This is a genomic window from Rhodococcus sp. NJ-530 (genome assembly GCF_003860625.1).
Taxonomy (GTDB): domain Bacteria; phylum Actinomycetota; class Actinomycetes; order Mycobacteriales; family Mycobacteriaceae; genus Rhodococcus_F; species Rhodococcus_F qingshengii.
On record NZ_CP034152.1, the window covers coordinates 3,670,092 to 3,690,819 of the forward strand.

The 20,728-nt window shown below is 62.8% G+C and carries 17 protein-coding genes and 1 pseudogene; 4 read left to right on the forward strand and 14 right to left on the reverse strand.

The window, feature by feature from the left end:
- Nucleotides 1-61 precede the first annotated feature (61 nt).
- Nucleotides 62-1,837, reverse strand: a complete 1,776-nt coding sequence (locus tag EHW12_RS17005) for a pyruvate dehydrogenase (RefSeq protein ID WP_020969844.1) — start codon at nt 1,835-1,837, stop codon at nt 62-64.
- Between the two features lie 97 nt (nt 1,838-1,934).
- Nucleotides 1,935-2,369 carry a nitroreductase family deazaflavin-dependent oxidoreductase gene (locus EHW12_RS17010; RefSeq protein ID WP_003941666.1) on the reverse strand — a complete coding sequence of 145 codons (435 nt, stop codon included), beginning with the start codon at nt 2,367-2,369 and terminating at the stop codon, nt 1,935-1,937.
- 186 nt (nt 2,370-2,555) lie between these two features.
- On the opposite strand from EHW12_RS17010, the gene EHW12_RS17015 reads away from it, so the two are divergent.
- On the forward strand, nt 2,556-2,789 hold the full coding sequence (locus EHW12_RS17015) for a hypothetical protein (RefSeq protein ID WP_003941759.1): 234 nt from the start codon (nt 2,556-2,558) through the stop codon (nt 2,787-2,789).
- A gap of 92 nt (nt 2,790-2,881) precedes the next feature.
- On the opposite strand, the gene dnaE is transcribed toward EHW12_RS17015, so the two are convergent.
- The 5 genes from dnaE to lspA form a co-directional block, all read right to left on the reverse strand.
- On the reverse strand, nt 2,882-6,418 hold the full coding sequence (gene dnaE / locus EHW12_RS17020; protein ID WP_003941755.1) for a DNA polymerase III subunit alpha: 3,537 nt from the start codon (nt 6,416-6,418) through the stop codon (nt 2,882-2,884).
- 99 nt (nt 6,419-6,517) lie between these two features.
- Nucleotides 6,518-7,456 (reverse strand): EamA family transporter RarD, encoded by a 939-nt coding sequence (gene rarD, locus EHW12_RS17025; RefSeq protein WP_125052621.1) that lies wholly within the window; start codon nt 7,454-7,456, stop codon nt 6,518-6,520.
- Between the two features lie 11 nt (nt 7,457-7,467).
- Complete coding sequence (locus tag EHW12_RS17030; RefSeq protein ID WP_007733159.1) at nt 7,468-8,151, reverse strand: hypothetical protein; 684 nt, start codon at nt 8,149-8,151, stop codon at nt 7,468-7,470.
- Nucleotides 8,148-9,074 carry an RluA family pseudouridine synthase gene (locus tag EHW12_RS17035; protein ID WP_007733161.1) on the reverse strand — a complete coding sequence of 309 codons (927 nt, stop codon included), beginning with the start codon at nt 9,072-9,074 and terminating at the stop codon, nt 8,148-8,150. Before EHW12_RS17035 ends, EHW12_RS17030 begins: the two co-directional genes overlap by 4 nt.
- The gene (gene lspA, locus EHW12_RS17040) at nt 9,071-9,658 is read right to left on the reverse strand and encodes a signal peptidase II (RefSeq protein ID WP_228402286.1); all 588 of its coding nucleotides are present in this window, start codon (nt 9,656-9,658) and stop codon (nt 9,071-9,073) included. The genes EHW12_RS17035 and lspA overlap by 4 nt, the downstream gene beginning before the upstream one ends.
- Nucleotides 9,659-9,825: 167 nt before the next feature.
- Here lspA and EHW12_RS17045 point away from each other — a divergent pair, with 167 nt between their 5' ends.
- The 3 genes and pseudogenes from EHW12_RS17045 to EHW12_RS17055 all read left to right on the forward strand — a co-directional run bounded on the left by EHW12_RS17045 (nt 9,826) and on the right by EHW12_RS17055 (nt 13,049).
- The gene (locus tag EHW12_RS17045; RefSeq protein ID WP_125051242.1) at nt 9,826-10,752 is read left to right on the forward strand and encodes a hypothetical protein; all 927 of its coding nucleotides are present in this window, start codon (nt 9,826-9,828) and stop codon (nt 10,750-10,752) included.
- Complete coding sequence (locus EHW12_RS17050) at nt 10,749-11,516, forward strand: sensor domain-containing protein (protein WP_241198989.1); 768 nt, start codon at nt 10,749-10,751, stop codon at nt 11,514-11,516. The genes EHW12_RS17045 and EHW12_RS17050 overlap by 4 nt, the downstream gene beginning before the upstream one ends.
- A gap of 142 nt (nt 11,517-11,658) precedes the next feature.
- Nucleotides 11,659-13,049 (forward strand): annotated as a pseudogene (locus tag EHW12_RS17055) (glutamate decarboxylase).
- Between the two features lie 83 nt (nt 13,050-13,132).
- On the opposite strand, the gene EHW12_RS17060 reads toward EHW12_RS17055, so the two are convergent.
- The 7 genes from EHW12_RS17060 to EHW12_RS17090 all read right to left on the reverse strand — a co-directional run bounded on the left by EHW12_RS17060 (nt 13,133) and on the right by EHW12_RS17090 (nt 20,567).
- The gene (locus EHW12_RS17060; RefSeq protein WP_047270137.1) at nt 13,133-13,636 is read right to left on the reverse strand and encodes a hypothetical protein; all 504 of its coding nucleotides are present in this window, start codon (nt 13,634-13,636) and stop codon (nt 13,133-13,135) included.
- Nucleotides 13,637-13,752: 116 nt separating this feature from the next.
- Nucleotides 13,753-15,117, reverse strand: a complete 1,365-nt coding sequence (locus tag EHW12_RS17065) for a DNA polymerase IV (RefSeq protein ID WP_042452844.1) — start codon at nt 15,115-15,117, stop codon at nt 13,753-13,755.
- Nucleotides 15,118-15,153: 36 nt separating this feature from the next.
- On the reverse strand, nt 15,154-15,492 hold the full coding sequence (locus EHW12_RS17070) for a TfoX/Sxy family protein (protein WP_003941748.1): 339 nt from the start codon (nt 15,490-15,492) through the stop codon (nt 15,154-15,156).
- A 68-nt stretch (nt 15,493-15,560) separates the two neighbouring features.
- On the reverse strand, nt 15,561-18,674 hold the full coding sequence (gene ileS / locus EHW12_RS17075; protein ID WP_125051244.1) for an isoleucine--tRNA ligase: 3,114 nt from the start codon (nt 18,672-18,674) through the stop codon (nt 15,561-15,563).
- A gap of 281 nt (nt 18,675-18,955) precedes the next feature.
- Nucleotides 18,956-19,270, reverse strand: a complete 315-nt coding sequence (locus EHW12_RS17080) for a hypothetical protein (RefSeq protein ID WP_007733197.1) — start codon at nt 19,268-19,270, stop codon at nt 18,956-18,958.
- A 49-nt stretch (nt 19,271-19,319) separates the two neighbouring features.
- On the reverse strand, nt 19,320-20,147 hold the full coding sequence (locus tag EHW12_RS17085; RefSeq protein ID WP_125051246.1) for a DivIVA domain-containing protein: 828 nt from the start codon (nt 20,145-20,147) through the stop codon (nt 19,320-19,322).
- Nucleotides 20,148-20,288: 141 nt separating this feature from the next.
- Entirely contained in the window at nt 20,289-20,567 is a 279-nt protein-coding gene (locus EHW12_RS17090; protein WP_003941780.1) for a YggT family protein, read from the reverse strand.
- Nucleotides 20,568-20,728: the final 161 nt, after the last annotated feature.

The window sequence follows — 20,728 nt, forward strand, 5'->3', positions numbered from 1 at the left end:
TCGGAGATCAACCTTCCCACCACCCCGCCCCGCATGGTCTGCGAGGCAGGGTGGCGGTAGGTCAGCCGCGCGGATCCAACTGTGAGGGACGTGGCACGTTCCGCAGATTCGACTTGGCCATCTGTACTGCCTCGCCGACGCCGCCGTTCATCACCATCTTCGACATCGCCAAAGCGAAGCCCTTCATCTGACCACCGGTGATGGTGGGCGGCAACGACAATGCCAACGGATCGGTCACCAGATCCACCAAGGCCGGACCGTCGTGATCGAGCGCGGCGCGTAGGCCCGCTTCGATATCCGCGGGATTCTCGATTCGGCGCGAAAAGATACCGAGCGCAGCAGCAACCGCCGCGTAGTCGACCGCGGGCACGTCGACCCCGAAATCCGGAAGGCCGTCGACCAGCATCTCGAGCTTGACCATTCCGAGCGTCGAGTTGTTGAACACCACGATCTTGACCGGCAACTTGTACATCGCGACGGTGACCAACTCACCGAGCAGCATCGACAATCCACCGTCGCCCGACACCGAGATGACCTGACGCCCCGGACTCGACCATGCAGCACCCATCGCGTGTGGGAGCGCATTGGACATCGATCCGTGCAGCGCCGAGGAGATGAAGCGTCTCGATCCGTTCGGATTGAGATAGCGCGCCGTCCACACGTTGCACATCCCGGTGTCGGCGGTGAAGATTGCGTCGTCGGCTGCCAGATCGTCCAAGATCGATGCCGCATACTCGGGGTGAATCGGCGTGCGCTGCTTGACCGGATCCGTGTATGCACCAACCACTTTGGTCATCAGAGTGTTGTGCTTGGCGAGCGTGTCCTCCAGGAACCCGCGGTCGGTCTTTCGATCAAGCTGCGGAATCAGTGCGCTCAAGGTGCTCGCGACGTCGCCGTGCACAGCCAGGTCCAGGCTGGTTCGACGCCCCAACCGCTCGGCCGCGATGTCGATCTGAGCAGTGCGAACGTCGTCGGGCAAGAACTGATCGTAGGGAAAGTCCGTACCGATCAGGAGCAGGAGATCGGCGCCGTGGATACCGTCGTGCGCCGCACCGTAACCGAGCAATCCGGTCATCCCGACGTCGTATGGATTGTCGTACTGGATCCATTCCTTGCCACGCAGTGAATGCCCGATGGGAGCGCCGACGGTTTCGGCCAACGCCAGAACCTCCGCGCGCGCATCTCGCACGCCCGCGCCGGCGAAGATCGCAACCTTACGCGAGCCGTTGATCACATCTGCCAACGCCTTGACGTCACCGGCATCCGGAACGACTGTCGGCCTTCGGGTTTCGACGAGCGTCGGCGGGGTGCCTTCTGCCGGACAATCGGCGATGTCCCCGGGAAGCACGATCACCGAGACGCCGTTTCGAGCCACCGAATGCTGAATCGCCGACTGCACCACGCGAGGTGATTGGACTGCCGTGCTGACGAGTTCGGTGTAACTCGAACATTCGATGAAGATCCGCTCGGGATGCGTTTCCTGAAAGTAGCCCATTCCGATCTGGGCGCTGGGGATGTGTGAGGCGATCGCGAGGACCGGCGCGCCCGAACGATGAGCGTCGTACAGGCCGTTGATCAGGTGAAGGTTTCCGGGACCGCAGGATCCGGCACACACTGCGAGTTTTCCGGTGATCTGGGCATCCGCTGCGGCCGCAAAGGCGGCTGCTTCCTCATGCCGGACGTGTATCCAATCGATTCCGCCCTTCTCGGAACCACCGGTGCGACGAACCGCATCGACGATGGGATTGAGACTGTCACCGACAATGCCGTAGATCCGACTGACACCCGCGTCAACGAGCTGCTGAACCAATTGATCTGCAACGGTTTTCGGACTCATCAGACCTCCATGACACACTCACGGGAGTCGGGATCGCCGACCCCCGGGAGTGACGATTTACTTGTGATTGATGCAGCGCTTCTTGTGGAATGCGGGGTTACTTGGGTTCGAGCACGAACACCGGAATCTCACGATCGGTCTTCGTCTGATAATCGGCGTAGTCGGGGTACGCAGCGACAGCGCGCTCCCACCAGACCGCCTTCTCGTCGCCGGTGACTTCCCGAGCAACCAGGTCGAAGACCTGCGTCGCGTCACGCAGCGTGACGTGCGGGTCGGCTTTGACGTTGTAGTACCAGACCGGATTCTTCGGGGCGCCACCGAGCGAAGCCACAACGGCATACGAACCGTCGTGCTCGACCCGCATCAGCGGCGTCTTCCTGACCTTGCCGGACTTTGCCCCGATGGTCGTGAGAACGACGACGGGCATGCCGTTCATGTCGTTTCCCTCGGTGCCACCGGAGTTCTCGATGCGTGCGACCTGATCGGCGGCCCACGACGCTGGACTGGGTTCGTACTCACCTGTGATTGGCATGTGTACCAGTGAACACCCACTCGAGCACCTTGGCCACCGAACCACGCCGACCAGGCCTGTCGCCCGCGCACTCCCCTGGTTGATCGATTAAGTGAGCTGCCGATCAATAAAGTTCGCTTGCCCGAACTCTCATCTCTGGCTACTCTGAAACCACAGCTTCGAACAGCCGTATCAGAAAGGGACGAGATGACCACCGCCGATATCTCCACTCGCGAATCACGCCCCTCCCCCGACTATTGCGTCGATCTGGCCGGAACTCGGTGGCCGCTGTACAAGATCGAAGCTCTCGTGGTCGGGTTCGTGCTGTTCGTCGTCGCCGGTGCCGTCACGCAGTCGATGCAGGTGGCCGTACTGACTGCCGCAACGGCCGCTGTAGTCACGTGGTGGGTACGGCGCGTGCACTACTCACGCACCACCTGATCACCGCACTCCCCCGAACTCCCGCGAACCACGAAGGGACCTTGCTGCATCAGCAGCAAGGTCCCTTCGTTCGGTTCAGGTCCGCTCGGCGGTCAGACCGTCAGGCAACTCGGTCCGAGCAATGCCTTCAGGTCGCCCATCAGTGCCGAGGACGGTTCGACCCGAAGGACGTCGTCGACCTTCCACAAGCTGATTTCGGTTCCGCCGATCAGTCGGACATGGACATCGGACGTCCCCGGATGCCTGGTCAACACCTGCTTGAGAGCACTGAGCTTGTCCTTGGTGCATTGCCGAAGCGGCAGCGAGACCGACAGCGGACGCGCAACCCCGATCGCCGAAATATCAGGTACCGCAAGGTCGTTGCCGATCAGTGACATCCGATCGTCTCGGATCGAAACGCGAGCCTTGACCAACACGATGGCATCCTCGGCGATGTCCATTCCGTACACGGCGTACGCCTGCGGGAAGAACAGCACCTCGATTCCACCCACGAGATCTTCGAGCTGCACGATGCACCAGGTCAGACCGTTCTTGTTGACCCGGCGGTCCACCGAGGCGATGATGCCGCCGAGAGTTACCTGGGCACCGTCCTGGACGCCGCCTTCCAAAATCGCGGCGATGGACGTGTCGGACTGCTGGCGAAGAATGTGCTCGACGCCGTTGAGCGGGTGACCGGAAACGTACAGCCCCAGCATCTCTCGTTCGAGCGCCAGGCGATGCTTGGAATCCCACTCTTCGTCAGGAATCTTGACGTCGAACACCGAGGTGATCGACTCGTCCGCCTCGGCACCGCCGAAGAGGTCGAACTGTCCGATCGCCTCCGCCTTCTTGGTGCTCATCACGGAATCGATGGCGTCGGCATGAACCAACATCAGGCCCTTGCGCGGATGACCCAACGAGTCGAAAGCACCGGCCTTGATGAGCGATTCGGTGACCTTCTTGTTGCAAGCCATCGCGTCGATCTTGCCGAGATAGTCGGAGAAATCTGTGAACTTCGACTTCTCGGTGCGCGCCTTGATGATCGAGGCGACGACGTTGGCGCCGACGTTGCGCACCGACCCCATACCGAAACGGATGTCGTCGCCGACGGTCGCGAAGTCGACGCGTGACTCGTTGACGTCCGGTGGGAGAACGGTGATACCCAACTTGCGGCAGTCGGCGAGATAGATCGCGGACTTGTCCTTGTCGTCACCGACGGAGGTCAGCAGACCCGCCATGTACTCGGCCGGGTAGTTCGCCTTGAGGTACGCAGTCCAGTACGACACGAGTCCGTAGCCGGCGGAGTGCGACTTGTTGAACGCGTAGCCGGCGAAGGGAAGGACCGTGTCCCACAGCGCTTTGATGGCGGCTTCGCTGAAGTTGTTGTCCAACATGCCCTGCCGGAAGCCGGCGTAGGCCTTTTCCAGCTCGGACAGCTTCTTCTTACCCATGGCGCGACGCAGCAAGTCGGCCTGACCTAGGGTGTACCCGGCCACCTTCTGCGCCAGTTGCATGATCTGCTCCTGGTAGATGATCAGGCCGTAGGTCTCCGAGAGGATCTCCGCGAGCGGCTCCTCCAACTCGGGGTGAATCGGCTTGACGTCTTCCAAGGCGTTCTTGCGCTTGGCGTACGAGATGTGGGCGTCCACACCCATCGGTCCCGGTCGATACAGCGCCAAGGCGGCGACGATGTCGCCGAATCCGGTGGGCTGCATCAGTTTCAGCAACTCGCGCATACCGCCGCCGTCGAGCTGGAACACACCGAGAGTGTCGCCGCGGGCGAGCAGTTCGTATGTTGCCGCATCGTCCATCGGCAAAGTGTCGAGGTCGAGGTCGATGCCGCGGTTGGCTTTGATGTTCTCGAGCGTGTCGCCGATGACCGTGAGGTTTCGCAGACCGAGGAAGTCCATCTTGAGCAGGCCGATGGCTTCACACGAGGGGTAGTCCCACCCGGTGATGATGGCGCCGTCCTGGGCGCGCTTCCAGACCGGGATTGCGTCGGTGAGCGGTTCGGACGACATGATGACCGCGCAGGCGTGCACACCGGCGTTACGGATCAGCCCCTCCAGACCCACCGCGGTCTTGTAGATCTTCGCGACGTCCGGGCTGGAGTCGATGAGTGCTCGAACCTCGACGGCCTCCTTGTACCGCTCGTGCTTCGGATCGGTGATACCGGAGACAGAGATGTCCTTGGCCATGATGGGCGGCGGGAGTGCCTTGGTGATCTGATCGGCGATGGCGAAGCCCGGCTTGCCGAACTGGACGCGAGCCGAGTCCTTGATGGCAGCCTTGGTCTTGATGGTGCCGAAGGTGATGACCTGGGCGACCTTGTCGTTGCCCCACTTGTCCGTCGCGTAGCGAACCATCTCGCCGCGACGGCGATCATCGAAGTCGATATCGATATCGGGCATGGACACACGCTCGGGGTTGAGGAATCGCTCGAACAGCAACCCGTACGGGATGGGGTCGATGTTGGTGATACCCATCGCGTAGGCCACCAACGAACCGGCAGCCGATCCACGGCCGGGCCCGACACGGATCCCGACGTCCTTGGCGTGGTTGATCAGGTCGCCGACCACGAGGAAGTAGGCCGGGAAGCCCATTTCGTTGATGACGCCGATCTCGTAGTCGGCGCGGGCGAGGTACTCCTGCGGCGGTCCGCTAGGGAAGCGGCGATCGAGTCCGCGCATCACCTCGGCGCGCAGGAAGGTCTGCTGCGTGTGACCCTCCGGGACCGGGAAGATCGGCATGCGATCGTGGAACGCCCACACGTCCTCGTACGACTGCACACGCTCGCCGATGGCAACGGTGTTGTCGCATGCCCCCGGTACCTCGTTGTCCCAGATGGCGCGCATCTCGGCAGCGGACTTGAGGTAGTAGCCGTCGCCGTCGAACTTGAAGCGAGTGGGGTCGGAGAGCGTCTTGCCGGTCTGAATGCAGAGCAGCGCCTCGTGATTCTCGGCGGCGTCCTTGGTGACGTAATGGCAGTCGTTGGTGGCAAGTGGCGGAATACCGAGTTGCTTGCCGATGTCGAGCAGACCCTCTCGCACACGGCGCTCGATCGAGAGACCGTGATCCATCAGTTCGAGGAAGAAGTTGTCCGGGCCCCAGATCTCCTGCCACTTCGCGGCTGCTTCGAGAGCCTCGCGATCGTGGCCGAGACGAAGGCGGGTCTGGATCTCACCGGACGGGCAGCCCGTGGTGGCGATGATGCCCTCGGCGTGCGCCGCGATGAGCTCCTCGTCCATGCGAGGCCACTTGCCGAGCTGTCCCTCGATGGACGCGAGAGAAGACAGCTTGAAGAGGTTTCGGAGTCCGGTCGCGTTCTCGGCCACCATCGTCATGTGCGTGTACGCACCGCTACCGGAGACGTCGTCGGACTTCTGGCTTCGATCGCCCCACAGAACTCGCTTTGTGTTGAAGCGGGATTCGGGTGCGATGTACGCCTCGATGCCGATGATCGGCTTGATGCCGGCGCTCTTTGCCTCGTTGTAGAACTGGCTGGCGCCGTACATGTTTCCGTGGTCGGTCATGCCGACTGCGGTCATTTCGAGACGAGCGGCCTCCTCGAACATGGCGCCGACCTTGGCCGCACCGTCGAGCATCGAGTACTCGGTGTGATTGTGAAGATGTACGAACGAGTCAGCCACGTGCGCCTCTCTGAAGGTCTGGGAGCGAGATCGAGTGTATGCCGCGCTGCCGACACGACCGGCGACCGACGTAGCGGAGTCGCCGTGCGCCGCCTCCGGTCACGTGACCGGAACCTCGGGTTCGGCGCTCGACCTCACCGAACGCCGCGAACGTCGACTGGCGACGAAGGTGTCTGTCGTGAAGATCACCAGTGCAGCCCAGATCAGAACGAAGCCGATCCACCGTGACGCCGGCATGTCCTCGTGCATGACGGCCACACCCCACGCCATCTGGAGCGCCGGGGTGAGGTACTGCAGCATGCCCATCGTCGCCAACGGAACTCTCTGAGCGGCGACGCCGAACAGGAGCAGCGGCAGCGCGGTGACCGGGCCGGCGGCAAGCAGCAACAGGCTGTGACCGGAACCGCTGCTGATGAATGCACCGGCCCCGGTCAGGCCGAGAAACACGAGGTAGCCGACCGCGAACGGTGCGGCAACGACTCCCTCGGCAGTCAAACTGGTTCGAGGATCGAGCGGAACCACCTTCTTGACCAACCCATAGGTGGCAAACGAGCCGGCGAGCAGCAAAGCGACGATCGGAGGTTTCCCGAAGTCGACCGTGATCACCACAACTGCCGTGGCAGCGAGAACGAGCGCGGCGATCTGGGCGGGACGCAATCGTTCGCGGAAGATCACGACGCCGAGCAGAACGGTGACCAGCGGGTTGATGAAGTACCCGAGAGCCGCCTCCACGACGCGGCCTGACACCACGGCATAGATGTACGTCCCCCAGTTCACGGCGATCGCCGCTGACGCCGCGGTCACCAGCAGCCAGGTGCGTGCGCTGATTCCGCGAAGCGATCCGAGGCGGCCGGCAAAGGCCAACACGATCAGCATCAACAGAAGGGTCCACACCACCCGGTGCGCCAGGATCTCGACCGGATCGGCGAAGTCGAGTAATCCGAAGAAGGCCGGGAACGTTCCCCACAACAGGAAAGCCGCCACACCGTAGAAGATCCCCGAGGACGAACGGGACTCAGCGCGTTCGTCCTTGTTCACAGAACCGGAGTTCACGGGACCGGACCATCGTCGGGGCCGGGAGCAACGACGTCCACGTACTCCGGCAGCAAGGGACGGACGGCTGCCAACCACGGCGAGGCGTCGGACGGCAACGCTTCCACTGCACGGACGTTCGAGTCATGTTCGATCGCTTCGAGTCCTTCGGGAGTCGCTCGCACCAGCACGCCCACCGCGCAGGCGCACCCGGCGGACAATTGCTTCGCCGACGCGAGCGCCACCTGTTGCTGACGATCGGTGTCGCCGCCGAGCGAGACCAGTCGCGTGGCTGCAACACCGGGCGATCTGCGTACTGCTTCGTCGTTGTCGGGAACGGGCACCGACATGAGCGGCGTCTGGACGCGCTCTATCGGAACTCGGAACATGACCCTGGACACGCGAACGCCCGAGACCTCAGCGCCCGGCACCTGAACACTGCTGGTCGACGTGATGACCTCGTCGACGGTGAGTGCCTTCGTGAACGAGACCAACGCCCATACCGGCCCATCGACCGACGCGACGGAATCTCGCGCTCGGTCGAGGTAGTCCGGGACAGCTTCCCCACTGTCCGGACCCAGGGTGTCCGTCCGGATCGGCGGGGTCGGCACGGGATTCGCGAACCCCACGCCCACCACCGCCGCCACACCGACCACCACCGCGACGACGGCCGGCGCGGGGGTAAGCCCGCGCGGTGTCATGAGGACCGGAGAACTTCGAGTGCGTGTTCGAGATCCTTCGGGTACTTGCTCTTGATCTCGACCCAGCGACCGTCCGCCGGATGTGCGAATCCAAGAGACACGGCGTGCAACCACTGGCGCTCGAGGCCGAGCCTTTCGGCAAGTCGAGGGTCCGCGCCGTAAGTCAGGTCGCCGCAGCACGGATGGCGCAACGCCGAAAAGTGGACACGGATCTGGTGTGTGCGACCGGTTTCGAGGTGCACGTCCAGCAGACTCGCTGCCTGGAACGCCTCGATGGTGTCGTAGTGCGTGACGCTGGGCTTGCCGTCGGCCGTGACCGTGAATCGCCAGTCGTTCCCGTGATGGCGTCCGATGGGCGCGTCGATCGTTCCGCTGCTCGGGTCGGGGTGTCCCTGCACGAGAGCGTGGTAGCGCTTGTCGATGGTCCGCTGCTTGAAAGCGCGCTTGAGCAACGTGTACGCGCGCTCGGATGTGGCAACCACCATGACACCCGACGTTCCGACGTCCAGGCGGTGGACGATGCCCTGACGCTCGTGGGCACCGGACGTCGAGATGCGGAAACCGGCCGCGGCAAGTCCGCCGATGACGGTCGGTCCCGTCCACCCGACGCTGGCGTGCGCGGCAACTCCGACGGGCTTGTCGACTGCCACGACGTCGTCGTCGGCGTAGAGGATCTCCATTCCCTCGACCGGTGTCGCTTCGATGGTCAGGGGCCGCGGCGGTTCGGGCAGGACTACCTCGAGCCACGACCCTGCGGTCAGACGATCGGACTTGCCGACGGCCACACCGTCGACGAGTACCGAGCCTTCTTCCGCGAGTGTCGCGACCACGGTGCGCGAGAGTCCGAGAAGGCGCGCGAGGCCGGCATCGACGCGCATGGCATCGAGACCGTCGGGCACTGGCATCGAACGGGATTCCCTCACTTGGTTTCTCCCTCGGCTGCAGCCTTCGATTCGGTGAGCTTCTTGTCGTCCGCCTTGTGATCACGCAGGCGTTCACCGTTGGGTTCGAAGCCGAACAGTGTCAGGACGACGAGCAGAATCGCGCCACAGACGATCGCGGAATCCGCAATGTTGAACACCGGCCACCAGCCGACGGAGACGAAATCCACCACATGTCCGCGCATGATTCCGGGAGAGCGGAAGAATCGGTCGACGAGGTTACCCAGCGCGCCGCCGAGAACGAGGCCGAGACCGAGCGCCCACCACGGTGATCGGAGCGTGCGACCGATCTTGATCACACCGATGACCACACCGATTGCGACGAGAGTGAGGATCCACGTCATCGACGTCGCCATCGAGAACGCTGCCCCCGGATTGCGCACCATCGTGAATGTGACCACGTCACCGATGATTTCGATCGGCTGCCCCGGTTTGACCGCGGCGACTGCCCACACCTTCGTGAGAATGTCCGAGAGCAGGATGACAGCGGCGATGGCAATGAGCATGGTCAGCCGGCGGGGCTTTTCGACCGGCGCAACCGCCAGGTCACCGTCTTCCGATTTCACGGCTTCCGGTTTCACGGTTTCGGGCTCGTCGGCCTTCGAGATTTCGGTAATCGGCTGATCCTCCGCGTTGACATCTCGGTCTGGGTGGTCTGTACTCACGCAACCATCATCCCTCATGTTCACCGCACCGGGTCACGCACTCTGCAACTGCGGCTAGCCTGGAGCGCGTGCCACTGCTGTCCACGACCGGCCGACGCGTTCCGTTCGCCCTCGCTGCCCTCGCTCTCACCACCGTTCTCACCGCTTGCGGCGACTCGGATCAACCTCCGAACACCCCGACCTCCTCGCCGAGTGAGGTGACTGTTCCGGTGACCGCCGCGACGGTCGAAGTTCTCGAGGCGGGAAGCGAGCCGCGCGAGGTTTTGCGTACGAACTTGCCTGTCGGCACCACGCAGACGACGACGCTCGTCACCCAGGCCGTCGTGAGTCAGCAGATCGATCAACAACCGGCGCAGGATTTCTCTTCGCCGGAGATCACGATCCCGCTCTCGGCAAACGTGACCGCTGACGATCCCACCGCAGTCGTTGACCTCACGCTGTCGTCGATGACCTCGCCCGATGCAACGCTGCAGGCTGCGCTGAGCGGGGCCGACGGGTCTGCGGCCGGATTGTCGGTCACGGATTCGGGCGCCATCACCGCCCTACGGTTGAAGCCCTCCGCCAACTCGGCCAATGCTGCCCGCGCTGCAATCGAACAAGCGCTGGGCCAAGCGGTCTACCGGACCGTCGCACTCCCCGACGCTCCGGTCGGTGTCGGCGCACGTTGGGTGGTTCGGCAGCAAGTCAGCAGCGAAATCCTGCTCGATCAGACAACCACCGTCACGCTCACCGCGCGCGAGGGCAATCGGCTTTCGCTCGCGGTGGACGTATCGCAGACCCCGCAGAGCCCGGTCTGGAACCTGGCCGGTGACGCCGGAACGCTGAACATCGATCAGTACGTCATGGCCGGCTCCGGAAACCTCACCGTCGACCTCTCACTCCCCTTGCCGATCGACGGACAGATGACCGTCGGCGGCGACCAGGCATACGGCGACCCGGACAGCTCCTCGGTGATCCGGCAGACCATCTCCAACAGCATTCGGTGGGAATCGTGACACGCCGGTCGCTTCTCGCACTTGGTCTGACCGCAACGGCGGCACTGTTCGTCGTGACCGGTTGCGGCTCGGACGACTCGCCTGGTGCCGACACGACTGCGCAGGTTTCCGCCCCACAGGTCGGCTTGGCGCCGTTCACGGCTGCTCCGGCCGCACCGCTGAGCGGGGCGCCTCTCGACCGTGACGGCCTGCAACGAGCCGCGCTCACCCTGTCCGAGCTACCTGCGGACTTCGACGTAGTTCCCGACCCGGTCGACGACCTCGGCCTCACACCGGCGCCGGAAAGTTCGGAGGCGGACAAGTCGAGCACCGACCCCGCCGTCTGCGCCCAGGTTCTGGCGCCGATAGCCACCCAGGCTCCCGGATCGGTCGCCGACCTCTCCGACATGTTCACCGGCCCCGATTTCACGAGCATCGATCAGGACTCTGCTTCGTACGCCGACGGCACCGCGGCAGCAGCAGCTTTCGAGAAACTTCAGACCACGCTGGCTGGGTGTGCGGAGTATTCAGGAACCGATGCCGACGGAACGACAATCACCTATCGCGTCGGCGGAGCGTCGGACCCGAACGTCGGCGACGCGTCTTTCGCTTTCCGAATCATCACGGAGAGTGGCGGTTTCACCTTGGTCGCCGATGCGATCGTGGCCGCAGTCGGGACCACGTTGACCCAGGTGTCCGCAACTGCGCCGAGTCCGATCGCCCCCGACGTGCTGCACTCGATGGCATCGGCCGCCGCCGATCGCCTGCGCGCACAAACGCCCTGACTACGAGCGGATTCGTCCTGTCTCGGCCTTTCGCGAATGATTCGGGACCACAGACCCTTTGACAACTGCCCGTCCACACTGAACGGTGAGAGTAGGTACGAAACAGACCAACGCGACACACTGATGTGAGGAGCCAGAGTTCATGCCGGAACCCAGAAGGTCAGATCACACCGATTACGTAGCCGTCAATCCGATCTTCTCGAGGCCTGGCGAGGATTCGGTTGCATCGAAGTACACACTCGAACCCGACGGCATGCTTCCCGAGACCGCGTATCAGATCGTCCACGACGAAACGATGCTCGACGGCAATGCGCGGCTCAATCTCGCGACGTTCGTCAGCACGTGGATGGACGATCACGCCACCAAACTGTATGCCGAGTCGTTCGACAAGAACATGATCGACAAGGACGAGTATCCGCAGACCGCCGCGATCGAAACCTATTGCTGGCGCATCCTTGCCGACCTCTGGCACTCACCCTCCCCAAGGACGCAATCGGCACCTCGACGATCGGTTCGTCCGAAGCCTGCATGCTCGGCGGCCTGGCGATGAAACGACGCTGGCAGCACGCACGAAAAGCCGCGGGCAAGTCCACCGAAAAGCCAAATCTCATCATGAGTTCCGCGGTCCAGGTGTGCTGGGAGAAGTTCTGCAACTACTGGGACGTCGAAGCGCGTTACGTGCCGATCAGCGAGGAACACCACACCCTCGACGGTCACGATCTGGACAAGTACGTCGACGAGAACACCATCGGCGTCGTCGCGATCATGGGCGTCACGTACACCGGGATGTACGAGCCGGTCCTGGAAATCTCGAAGGCACTCGATGCGATCCAGGCGAAGACGGGACTCGACGTCCCCATCCACGTCGACGGCGCTTCCGGTGCGATGATCGCACCGTTCCTTCAGCCCGAACTCGAATGGGATTTCCGACTACCGCGCGTCCACTCCATCAACACCTCGGCGCACAAGTACGGGCTCGTCTACCCCGGCCTCGGCTGGGTGGTCTGGCGATCGCAGGATCTACTTCCCGACGACCTCGTCTTCAAGGTGAGCTACCTCGGCGGCAGTATGCCGACCTTCGCACTGAACTTCTCGCGTCCCGGCGCTCAGGTGATCCTGCAGTTCTACTTGTTCCTGCGTCTCGGCCACGACGGCTATCGCGCGATCCAGCAGTCCTCCCAGGACGTGGCGAAATTTCTCGCCGAAGGGATCGGGAAACTCGACGCGTTCGAACTGTGGAACGACGGTTCCGACATCCCGGTCTTCGCGTGGCGCCTCGCCGAGGGGCACACGTCCAACTGGACGCTGTACGACCTCTCGGACCGGTTGCGAGGCAAGGGCTGGTTGGTGCCGGCCTACCCCATGCCGGACGATCTCGCGGATCTGACAGTGCAGCGCATCGTGGTTCGTAACGGACTGAGCATGGACCTGGCGGCCAATCTGCTGCGCATCATCGAAGAGGAAACCGCGTTCCTCGACGAACTGGACAGCCCGATGCCGCGGCCGCGCGTCACCGAGGGATTCCATCACTGACGTCGCTTACCACGTGAAGAGCGGCCGCCCACTCCCCTTCGGGAGTCGGCGGCCGCTCTGGTGTTTCAGGTGTTACCGAGAGATCAAGCAGCGCAAGCCGGCGAGGTCAGACCTGCAACGCCGACGATCTGGCAAGCGGTGGTCTTCGAGAGCTTCCAGACGCCGTCTTCGTAGACGAACGAAGCCTGCAGGCCCTGCTGCAGCGGCTGGCCGTTGACGACGATGTTCAGCGAAGCTGCTGCCGTCTCGCTGCCCGTGTCGGTGACCGGGTCGAGGATCTCGACCTGCGCGCCGGCAGCCTTGGCGGCAGCGGCGACCTGGTTGATCAGCTCGGGATCAGCCTCGGCGCCCTGGACGAGGTTGACCTTGTCTGCGGCCGGAACGCTCTCGTCGAGTGCCTGAGCGACCTTGGCGTTGAGCTCAGGGGCGGTCGGCAGAACAACCTCGGACGTGGGTGCCGCAGAGGTGGTGGTCGTGGGCTTCGCCGAAGTCGTCTTGTCGGAGTCTCCTCCGTCTGAACCACACGCGGTCATCGTCAGGGCTGCTGCGATCGCCACGGCTGCAACGGTCATCTTCTGAAGCTTCAACTTCTCAGTCCTATCCATTCGGGTGTTCACATTCGAGCGTCAGTCGAACATCGTGCTTGCTCGAGGATCGTCGACAACATTACCCAACGGTAAGCGGAAAAAGTCTAAGGACATCCTCAGAGAAGGCTGTCGACCGCATCTGCTACCTCGAGCACCTCATCGGATTCGGCAAAAGTTTTGGCGATTCCCGTTCCGCTGGAACGGGTTTCGAAGCGAACGGTGACCACACCGTGCCCGGCGCCCTGCACCCAACCGTGTCCGTATTCTGGATGCTTCACGTCCAAACCGGGGTGCCAGTAGCGCTGAGGGACACGTGCTGCCACCGGAACGTCGAGTTCGGCCTCATCGAGGGCGCCCGTGAGAGTCTCGACCGGATAGCCGGGAACATCCTGATCCAACTCGGGAAAAAGTGATCCTTGCCGAACGGTGGACAAACCGGCGAATCCCACACCGACCAGGCGAATCGGCCCCAATTCCTGTGGATCGATGACCTGTTTCTGCGCAGTCGCGATGAGGATTTGGCGGTCGATGGTGGCAAACGGCAGCGTCACGGATCGAGTCAAGATACTCATATCGGACTTCTTGAGCTTCAGTACGACGGTGCGAGCAGCTCTTCCGTCCTTCTCCAGCCTGGAAAATGCTGCACGACCACTACTTTCGACGGCGGCGCGCAGTTGCGCCATCGTGACGATGTCTGCGGCGAAAGTGGATTCCGCGCTGATCTGCTTGGATTCGGCACGCTCGGCGACCGGCCGATCGTCGATCCCCTGCGCAAGCCGATGCAACCCCGGACCGACAGTGGTTCCGAGTATCGACGCCACCTCCGCTATGGGAGTGCGGGCAAACCCTCCGATGGTTTCGATACCGAGACGCTTGAGCTTTTCCTCGGCAACAGGGCCGATCCCCCAGAGCTTTCGCACCGGCAGTGGATCGAGCAACTCGTGCTGCATCCCGGGAGGAATCACTGCGACGCCGTCGGGCTTTGCCAGTCCCGACGCGATCTTGGCCACCTGCTTACCTGCGCCGGCCCCGATCGAAGCGACCAACCCGGTCTCGGCTTTGATCAACGCCCGCAGGTCCTCGCAAAACGCGCGGACCTCGTCAGCTCCGACACCGGCCAACTCCACCGGTTCCCCGAAAGCCTCGTCCACCGACAGTTGCTCGAGGATCGGCATACGAAGGCGCAACGCGTCGAACGTGCGTTTACTGAGAACCGAGTACAGGGACATCCGTGGCGGCAATACCACCGCTCCACCACCGACCATCCGGCGTGCTTGATGCATCGGCATTGCCGATCGCGCACCGAAAACTCTCGCTTCGTAACTTGCCCCGGCCACCACCCCGCGCCCGCCCAAGCCGCCGACCAGCACCGGGCGACCTCGCAGAGTGGGACGCGTCAACTGCTCGGCGGAAGCGAAAAACGCATCCATGTCGAGATGCAGCACCCACCTACGACTTCGTGTGGGATCACCTTGATTCATCGGGCGTTACGGTTCTCTCAAAAGTAGGTGCAGAATTTACGTCCGCGCCTTCTTCTTCGGCGACTTCTTCTTCGGCAGGGGCAATACGTCGGCAGTCCGTTGAATGAAGGCGTGCAGGTGATCGAGGTCCTGCAACCGTTCCTCCGTCACCCGGTAATAATCCTTCGCTCCCGGGTACGGCGGAGCCAGATCAGCCTCTGATCCGAACTCCGTACTGACCTCGGTGGGTTTGACGAACAGAACGTCTCCGCAGATCAAGCCCACGATCTTCTCGTCGCAATACAATCCGTACTCGCCGAACATCGCCCTTGCCCGCACGTCGAGCGGTTCCAACTGCTCGAGAATGCGCGCCACGGTTTCCTTGCTCGTGCTCATGAGAGCAAACTACTCCGGCTCCCCGACATACAGACATTCATCGGAGAGCCGGAGTAGTCGCGTCGGTACTAGACCTTCGTGATTGCGGCGCGGATACCCTCACCGAGATCGACGGCGTCGTCTCCCGCTTCACCCACCGAGAAGGAGGTGGCCAGAACCTCACCGGCGATCAATTCGCGATGACGCTCCGCCCACTCCTTGCAGTCCTGCGGAACCTCGAGCACGACGTTGATCCGGTCCGAGACGTCGAAACCGGCAGCACGGCGCGCATCCTGCAACTGACGGATACGGTCCTTGGCCCATCCCTCGGCTTCGAGTTCCTCCGTCACAGCGGAATCGAGTACGACCAGTCCCGCACCGTCCGGCAGTGCTGCCGTCGAATCCGGCTCGGCCGCAACCAGTTTCTGCGTGTACTCCTCGGGCAGCAGTTCGATGCCCGCCGCAACCACGACGCCGTCCGCGTTCTCGGTCCAGTCGCCCGCCTTGACCGCCTTGATGACAGTCTGAACGGACTTGCCCAGACGCGGTCCTGCAGCACGCGCATTGACCGCGATCTCGAAGCGCCCGTGCACGTCGACGTCATCGGTCAGATCGACCTTCTTGACGTTGACCTCGTCGGCGATCAGTCCGAGGAACGGACGCAGACGCTCGGCATCCGGCGCCGCAACCGTGACCTCGGGCAGCGGAAGACGAACACGCAGATTCTGCGCCTTGCGCAGGCTCAGCACCGTGGAGCACACGGTCCGGACGTCGTCCATCGCCGCTACCAGCTCGGGGTTCGCGGGGAGCTCCGACGCCTCGGGCCAATCAGCCAGGTGAACCGAGCGCTCCCCGGTCAGCCCGCGCCAGATCACCTCGGACACCAGCGGCAACAGCGGCGCAGCGAGACGCGTCACGACCTCGAGCACGGTGTGCAGGGTGTCGATCGCGTCGCGATCCTCGTCCCAGAACCGCGAACGCGACCGTCGCACATACCAGTTGGTGAGTGCGTCACAGAACAACCGAAGCTCGTCGCACGCGCCGGCGATGTCGTTGACCTCGAGGGCCTCGGTGATCACGTCGCGGGTGGTAGCGAGCTTGGCCAGGATGTACTGATCGAGGATGTTCTCCGAATCGGTACGCCACACACCGGATTCCGGCGCGTACAACTGCAGGAAGCTCCAGGCGTTCCACAGCGGGAGCAATGCCTGACGCACACCTTCGCGGATGCCCTGCTCGGTCACGATGAGGTTTCCGCCGCGCAAGATCGGCGAAGACATCAGGAACCATCGCATGGCATCGCTGCCGTCGCGGTTGAACACCTCCTTCACGTCCGGGTAGTTGCCCTTGGACTTGCTCATCTTGAGTCCGTCGTCGCCGAGCACGATGCCGTGCGCAGCAACGGTTTTGAACGCCGGACGATCGAAGAGTGCGGTGGCCAGCACGTGCAGCGTGTAGAACCAGCCGCGAGTCTGCCCGTTGTACTCGACGATGAAATCGCCCGGGAAATGGCCCTCGAACCATTCACGGTTCTCGAATGGGTAGTGCACCTGCGCGTACGGCATCGAACCGGATTCGAACCAGCAGTCGAGCACCTCGGGAACGCGGCGCATCATCGACTTCCCGGTCGGGTCGTCGGGGTTCGGGCGGACCAGGTCGTCGATCATCGGGCGATGCAGATCGGTCGGACGCACACCGAAGTCTGCCTCCAACTGATCGAGCGATCCGTAGACGTCCGTACGCGGGTACTGCGGATCGTCCGACACCCACACCGGGATCGGGCTGCCCCAGTAGCGGTTTCGGCTGATGTTCCAGTCGCGTGCACCTTCGAGCCACTTGCCGAACTGGCCGTCACGGATGTGCTCGGGCACCCACGTGATGTCCTTGTTCAGCTCGACCATGCGATCGCGGAACTTGGTGACCGCGACGAACCACGAGGGAACCGCCATGTAGATGAGCGGCTGCCCACTGCGCCAACTGTGCGGGTACGAGTGCTCGATCGTCTCGTGCCGCAGCAGCTTTCCAGCGGCCTTGAGGTCCTTGATGATGACCGGGTTGGCGTCGAAGACCATCAAGCCCTCGTACGGCGGAACCATCGAGGTGAACTTTCCACCCGGATCGAGCGGCTGCACGACCTCGATACCGTTGGCCGTGGCGACATCCATATCCTCCTCACCGAAAGCCGGTGCGAGGTGGACGATTCCGGTTCCGGAATCGGTTGTCACGTAGTCGGCCGAAAGCACGACGTGCGCGTTCGGATGTCCGAGGAAGAAGTCGAACGGCGGTGTGTACGACAGTCCGACCAACTCGGCGCCCTTGTGACGGGAAACGACCTCGGGGTCCTCCCCCAGCTCACGTGCGTAATGAGCAACCCGTGCTTCCGCGAGCACGTACCGCTTTCCGTCCTCGCCGAGCACCTGGACGTAGTCGACCTCGGGATGAACCGCAGTGGCCAAGTTGGACGGCAGTGTCCACGGAGTCGTGGTCCAGATGATCGCGTTTGCGCCGTCCAATGGTGAACCCGGAGCGACCAGCGGCATGTCGACCGTGACTGCAGGATCCTGACGCATCTTGTACGCGTCGTCGAGACGAGTCTCCTGATTGGACAGCGGAGTCTGCTCGTACCAGCTGTAGGGCAGCACGCGGAAGCCCTGATAGATCAGGCCCTTGTCGTGCAGCTCCTTGAAGGCCCACATGACGGACTCCATGAAGTCGACGTCCAGGGTCTTGTAGTCATTGTCGAAGTCGACCCAACGTGCCTGGCGGGTGACGTAGTCGCGCCACTCGTCGGTGTACTTGAGCACCGAGGCCTTGCAGTACTCGTTGAACTTGGCCAGACCCATGACTTCGATCTCGGCCTTGTCCTTGATGCCGAGTTGCTTCTCCGCTTCGAGTTCTGCGGGCAGTCCGTGGCAGTCCCAGCCGAAGCGTCGCTCGACCTTGCGTCCACGCATGGTCTGGAAGCGCGGCACCAGGTCCTTGACGTACCCCGTCAGCAGGTGACCGTAATGCGGCAAACCGTTTGCGAAGGGCGGTCCGTCGTAGAAAACGAACTCTTCGCTGCCGTCCCGATTGGAAACCGACGCACGGAAGGTGTCGTCGTCGTCCCACTGTTTCAGGACTTTCTGTTCCAGTTCGGGGAACTTGACTCCGGTGTCGGCGGGGACACCGTAGTCGACTTTGGGATACCCGTTACTCGCCATGGCGATCTCCTCGTGCCAGTCGGACTCGGCACGGGGACGACGTGGCGCTTGTGCGCCGACACCGCGGTACCACCCCGTTTGCACCCCGTAGATCCGCGCTTGGATCCCGAGGTGCCACTCGATCGAGCTGTGACGGGCTCACCCGTTCGGTTCTACTGAGTTCTGGGCGCCTGAAGCGACAAGAACCGTTCTTCCGAAAGCTCCCCGGTGATTGCCGGATCACAGCCTGGTATTCGTGTTGGACAGTCTAATACTCGTCCTGGACCTTGTCGGAACTCGCCCTAGGACTTGTCGGGGCCACCCGGCGACTCGCCATGATTTCTCTGATTGTCATCGTTGGCGGTGGCTGCATCGTCGATCGACGAATTCGAGGAACTCTCGACTCGACCGTAAGGCGACGACATTCCGCTGCCCGATGCCGGGTCATCCAACGAAGGAACCGCCTTCCTGCTGGTCAGCGCACTGACCAGCAGGAGGACGGCACCTGCTACACAAATCGCGATGCATGCCCACGCCCAGATCAGCGACCCTGTGGTCAGGGCGACGATCAGGAGAGCGAAACCAACTCCCGCGAGAACCAACGTCACGACCAGCACGTATCAACCTTTGTCCGGTCCGATAGCTGAGCCGACGGGGCGCTCTCGGTCAGCTGTTTCCCTTGGCGAAGGACGGGCTGTAGGAATCCTGTCCACCGTCGACCGGAACGGCCGAGCCGCGCTGTTCGAGCTCTTCGAGCTGCGATTCCAGGTAGGACTTCAGGCGCACCCGGTACTCGCGTTCGAACGTCTTGAGCTGCTCGATACGGCCCTCGAGGACCGAACGCTGCTGGTTGATGGTCGCCATGATTTCGGTGTGCTTCTTCTCGGCGTCCGCCTTGAGAGCGTCTGCCTTCTCCTGAGCCTGGCGAAGCCGGGTCTCGGAGCGAGTCTGAGCGTCGGTGAGCATCGCCTCCGACTTGTTGCGCGCATCCGCGATCATGCCGTCAGCCTTGCTGCGAGCCTCGCTCATGAGCTGCTCGGAGTTGGTGCGGGCACTGCCGAGCAGCTGCTCGGACTCGGTCTTGGCATCGTTGGTGAGGCGATCCGCCATCTCCTGAGCCAGTCCGAGGACCTTTGCGGCCTGCATGTGGGTGTCGCCACTCTGCGGCGCTGCAACGGCAGCGGCGGCGGGAACCGGCGCTGCAACAGGTGCAGGCTTGGGCGGTTCGACGACCCGAGCGGGCTCCGGCTTGGGCTGCGCTGCGACGGGTGCTGCCTGCTGAGCAGGTGCCGGCGACTTCTTGGCAGCCGCGAGCTCCTGATCCAGCTCACCTACGCGCTGGCGCAGGTCCGCATTCTCTTCGATGAGCTGCGACAGCGCCTGCTCGACGAGGTCGAGGAATGCGTCGACCTCGTCCTCGTTGTAGCCACGCTTGCCGATAGGCGGCTTGCTGAACGCAACGTTGTGCACGTCAGCTGGAGTCAGTTGCGGCATGGAAGGATCCCTTCACGCGTCATTTGGCGGTCTAGCAAGCATTCAGTTGCAACACAGTCTACGTAGTGGCGAACTACGTAGTGGCGAACCACTGGATGAGTTATGGCATCCATTCTGGCATACCACTCACTCGGACTGCGCTCAGCGAACAACCGACATCAGGATGATGACGATGAAAAGCAAGACCATGATGGATAGATCCAAGCGAACTCCACCGAGGTTGATCGGGGGGATCAACCTGCGGAGCAGTTTCACCGGAGGATCGGTGATCGTAAAAATGGTTTCGAGAATGACTGCGACCAATCCGGTCGGTCGCCAATCTCTGGCAAACGAACGAACGAACTCGACGATCACTCTGCCGATCAGCAACAGCCAGAAGACAACCAGCACCAGATAGATCACAGAGAGAAGCGCGTCCACACCCTCACTCTGCCTGACTTCTGCGGTGTGTCCAAAACAGACACACCGCAGCAATTCCGGAACCGGTCCGCATCGAGTCCGTCTTGTAACGGCCGGCGATGGGTCCGAATGCGGCGTCCGCCGAGACGGGCCGCCGTTCGAATGTGCTCACGTCACCCCTG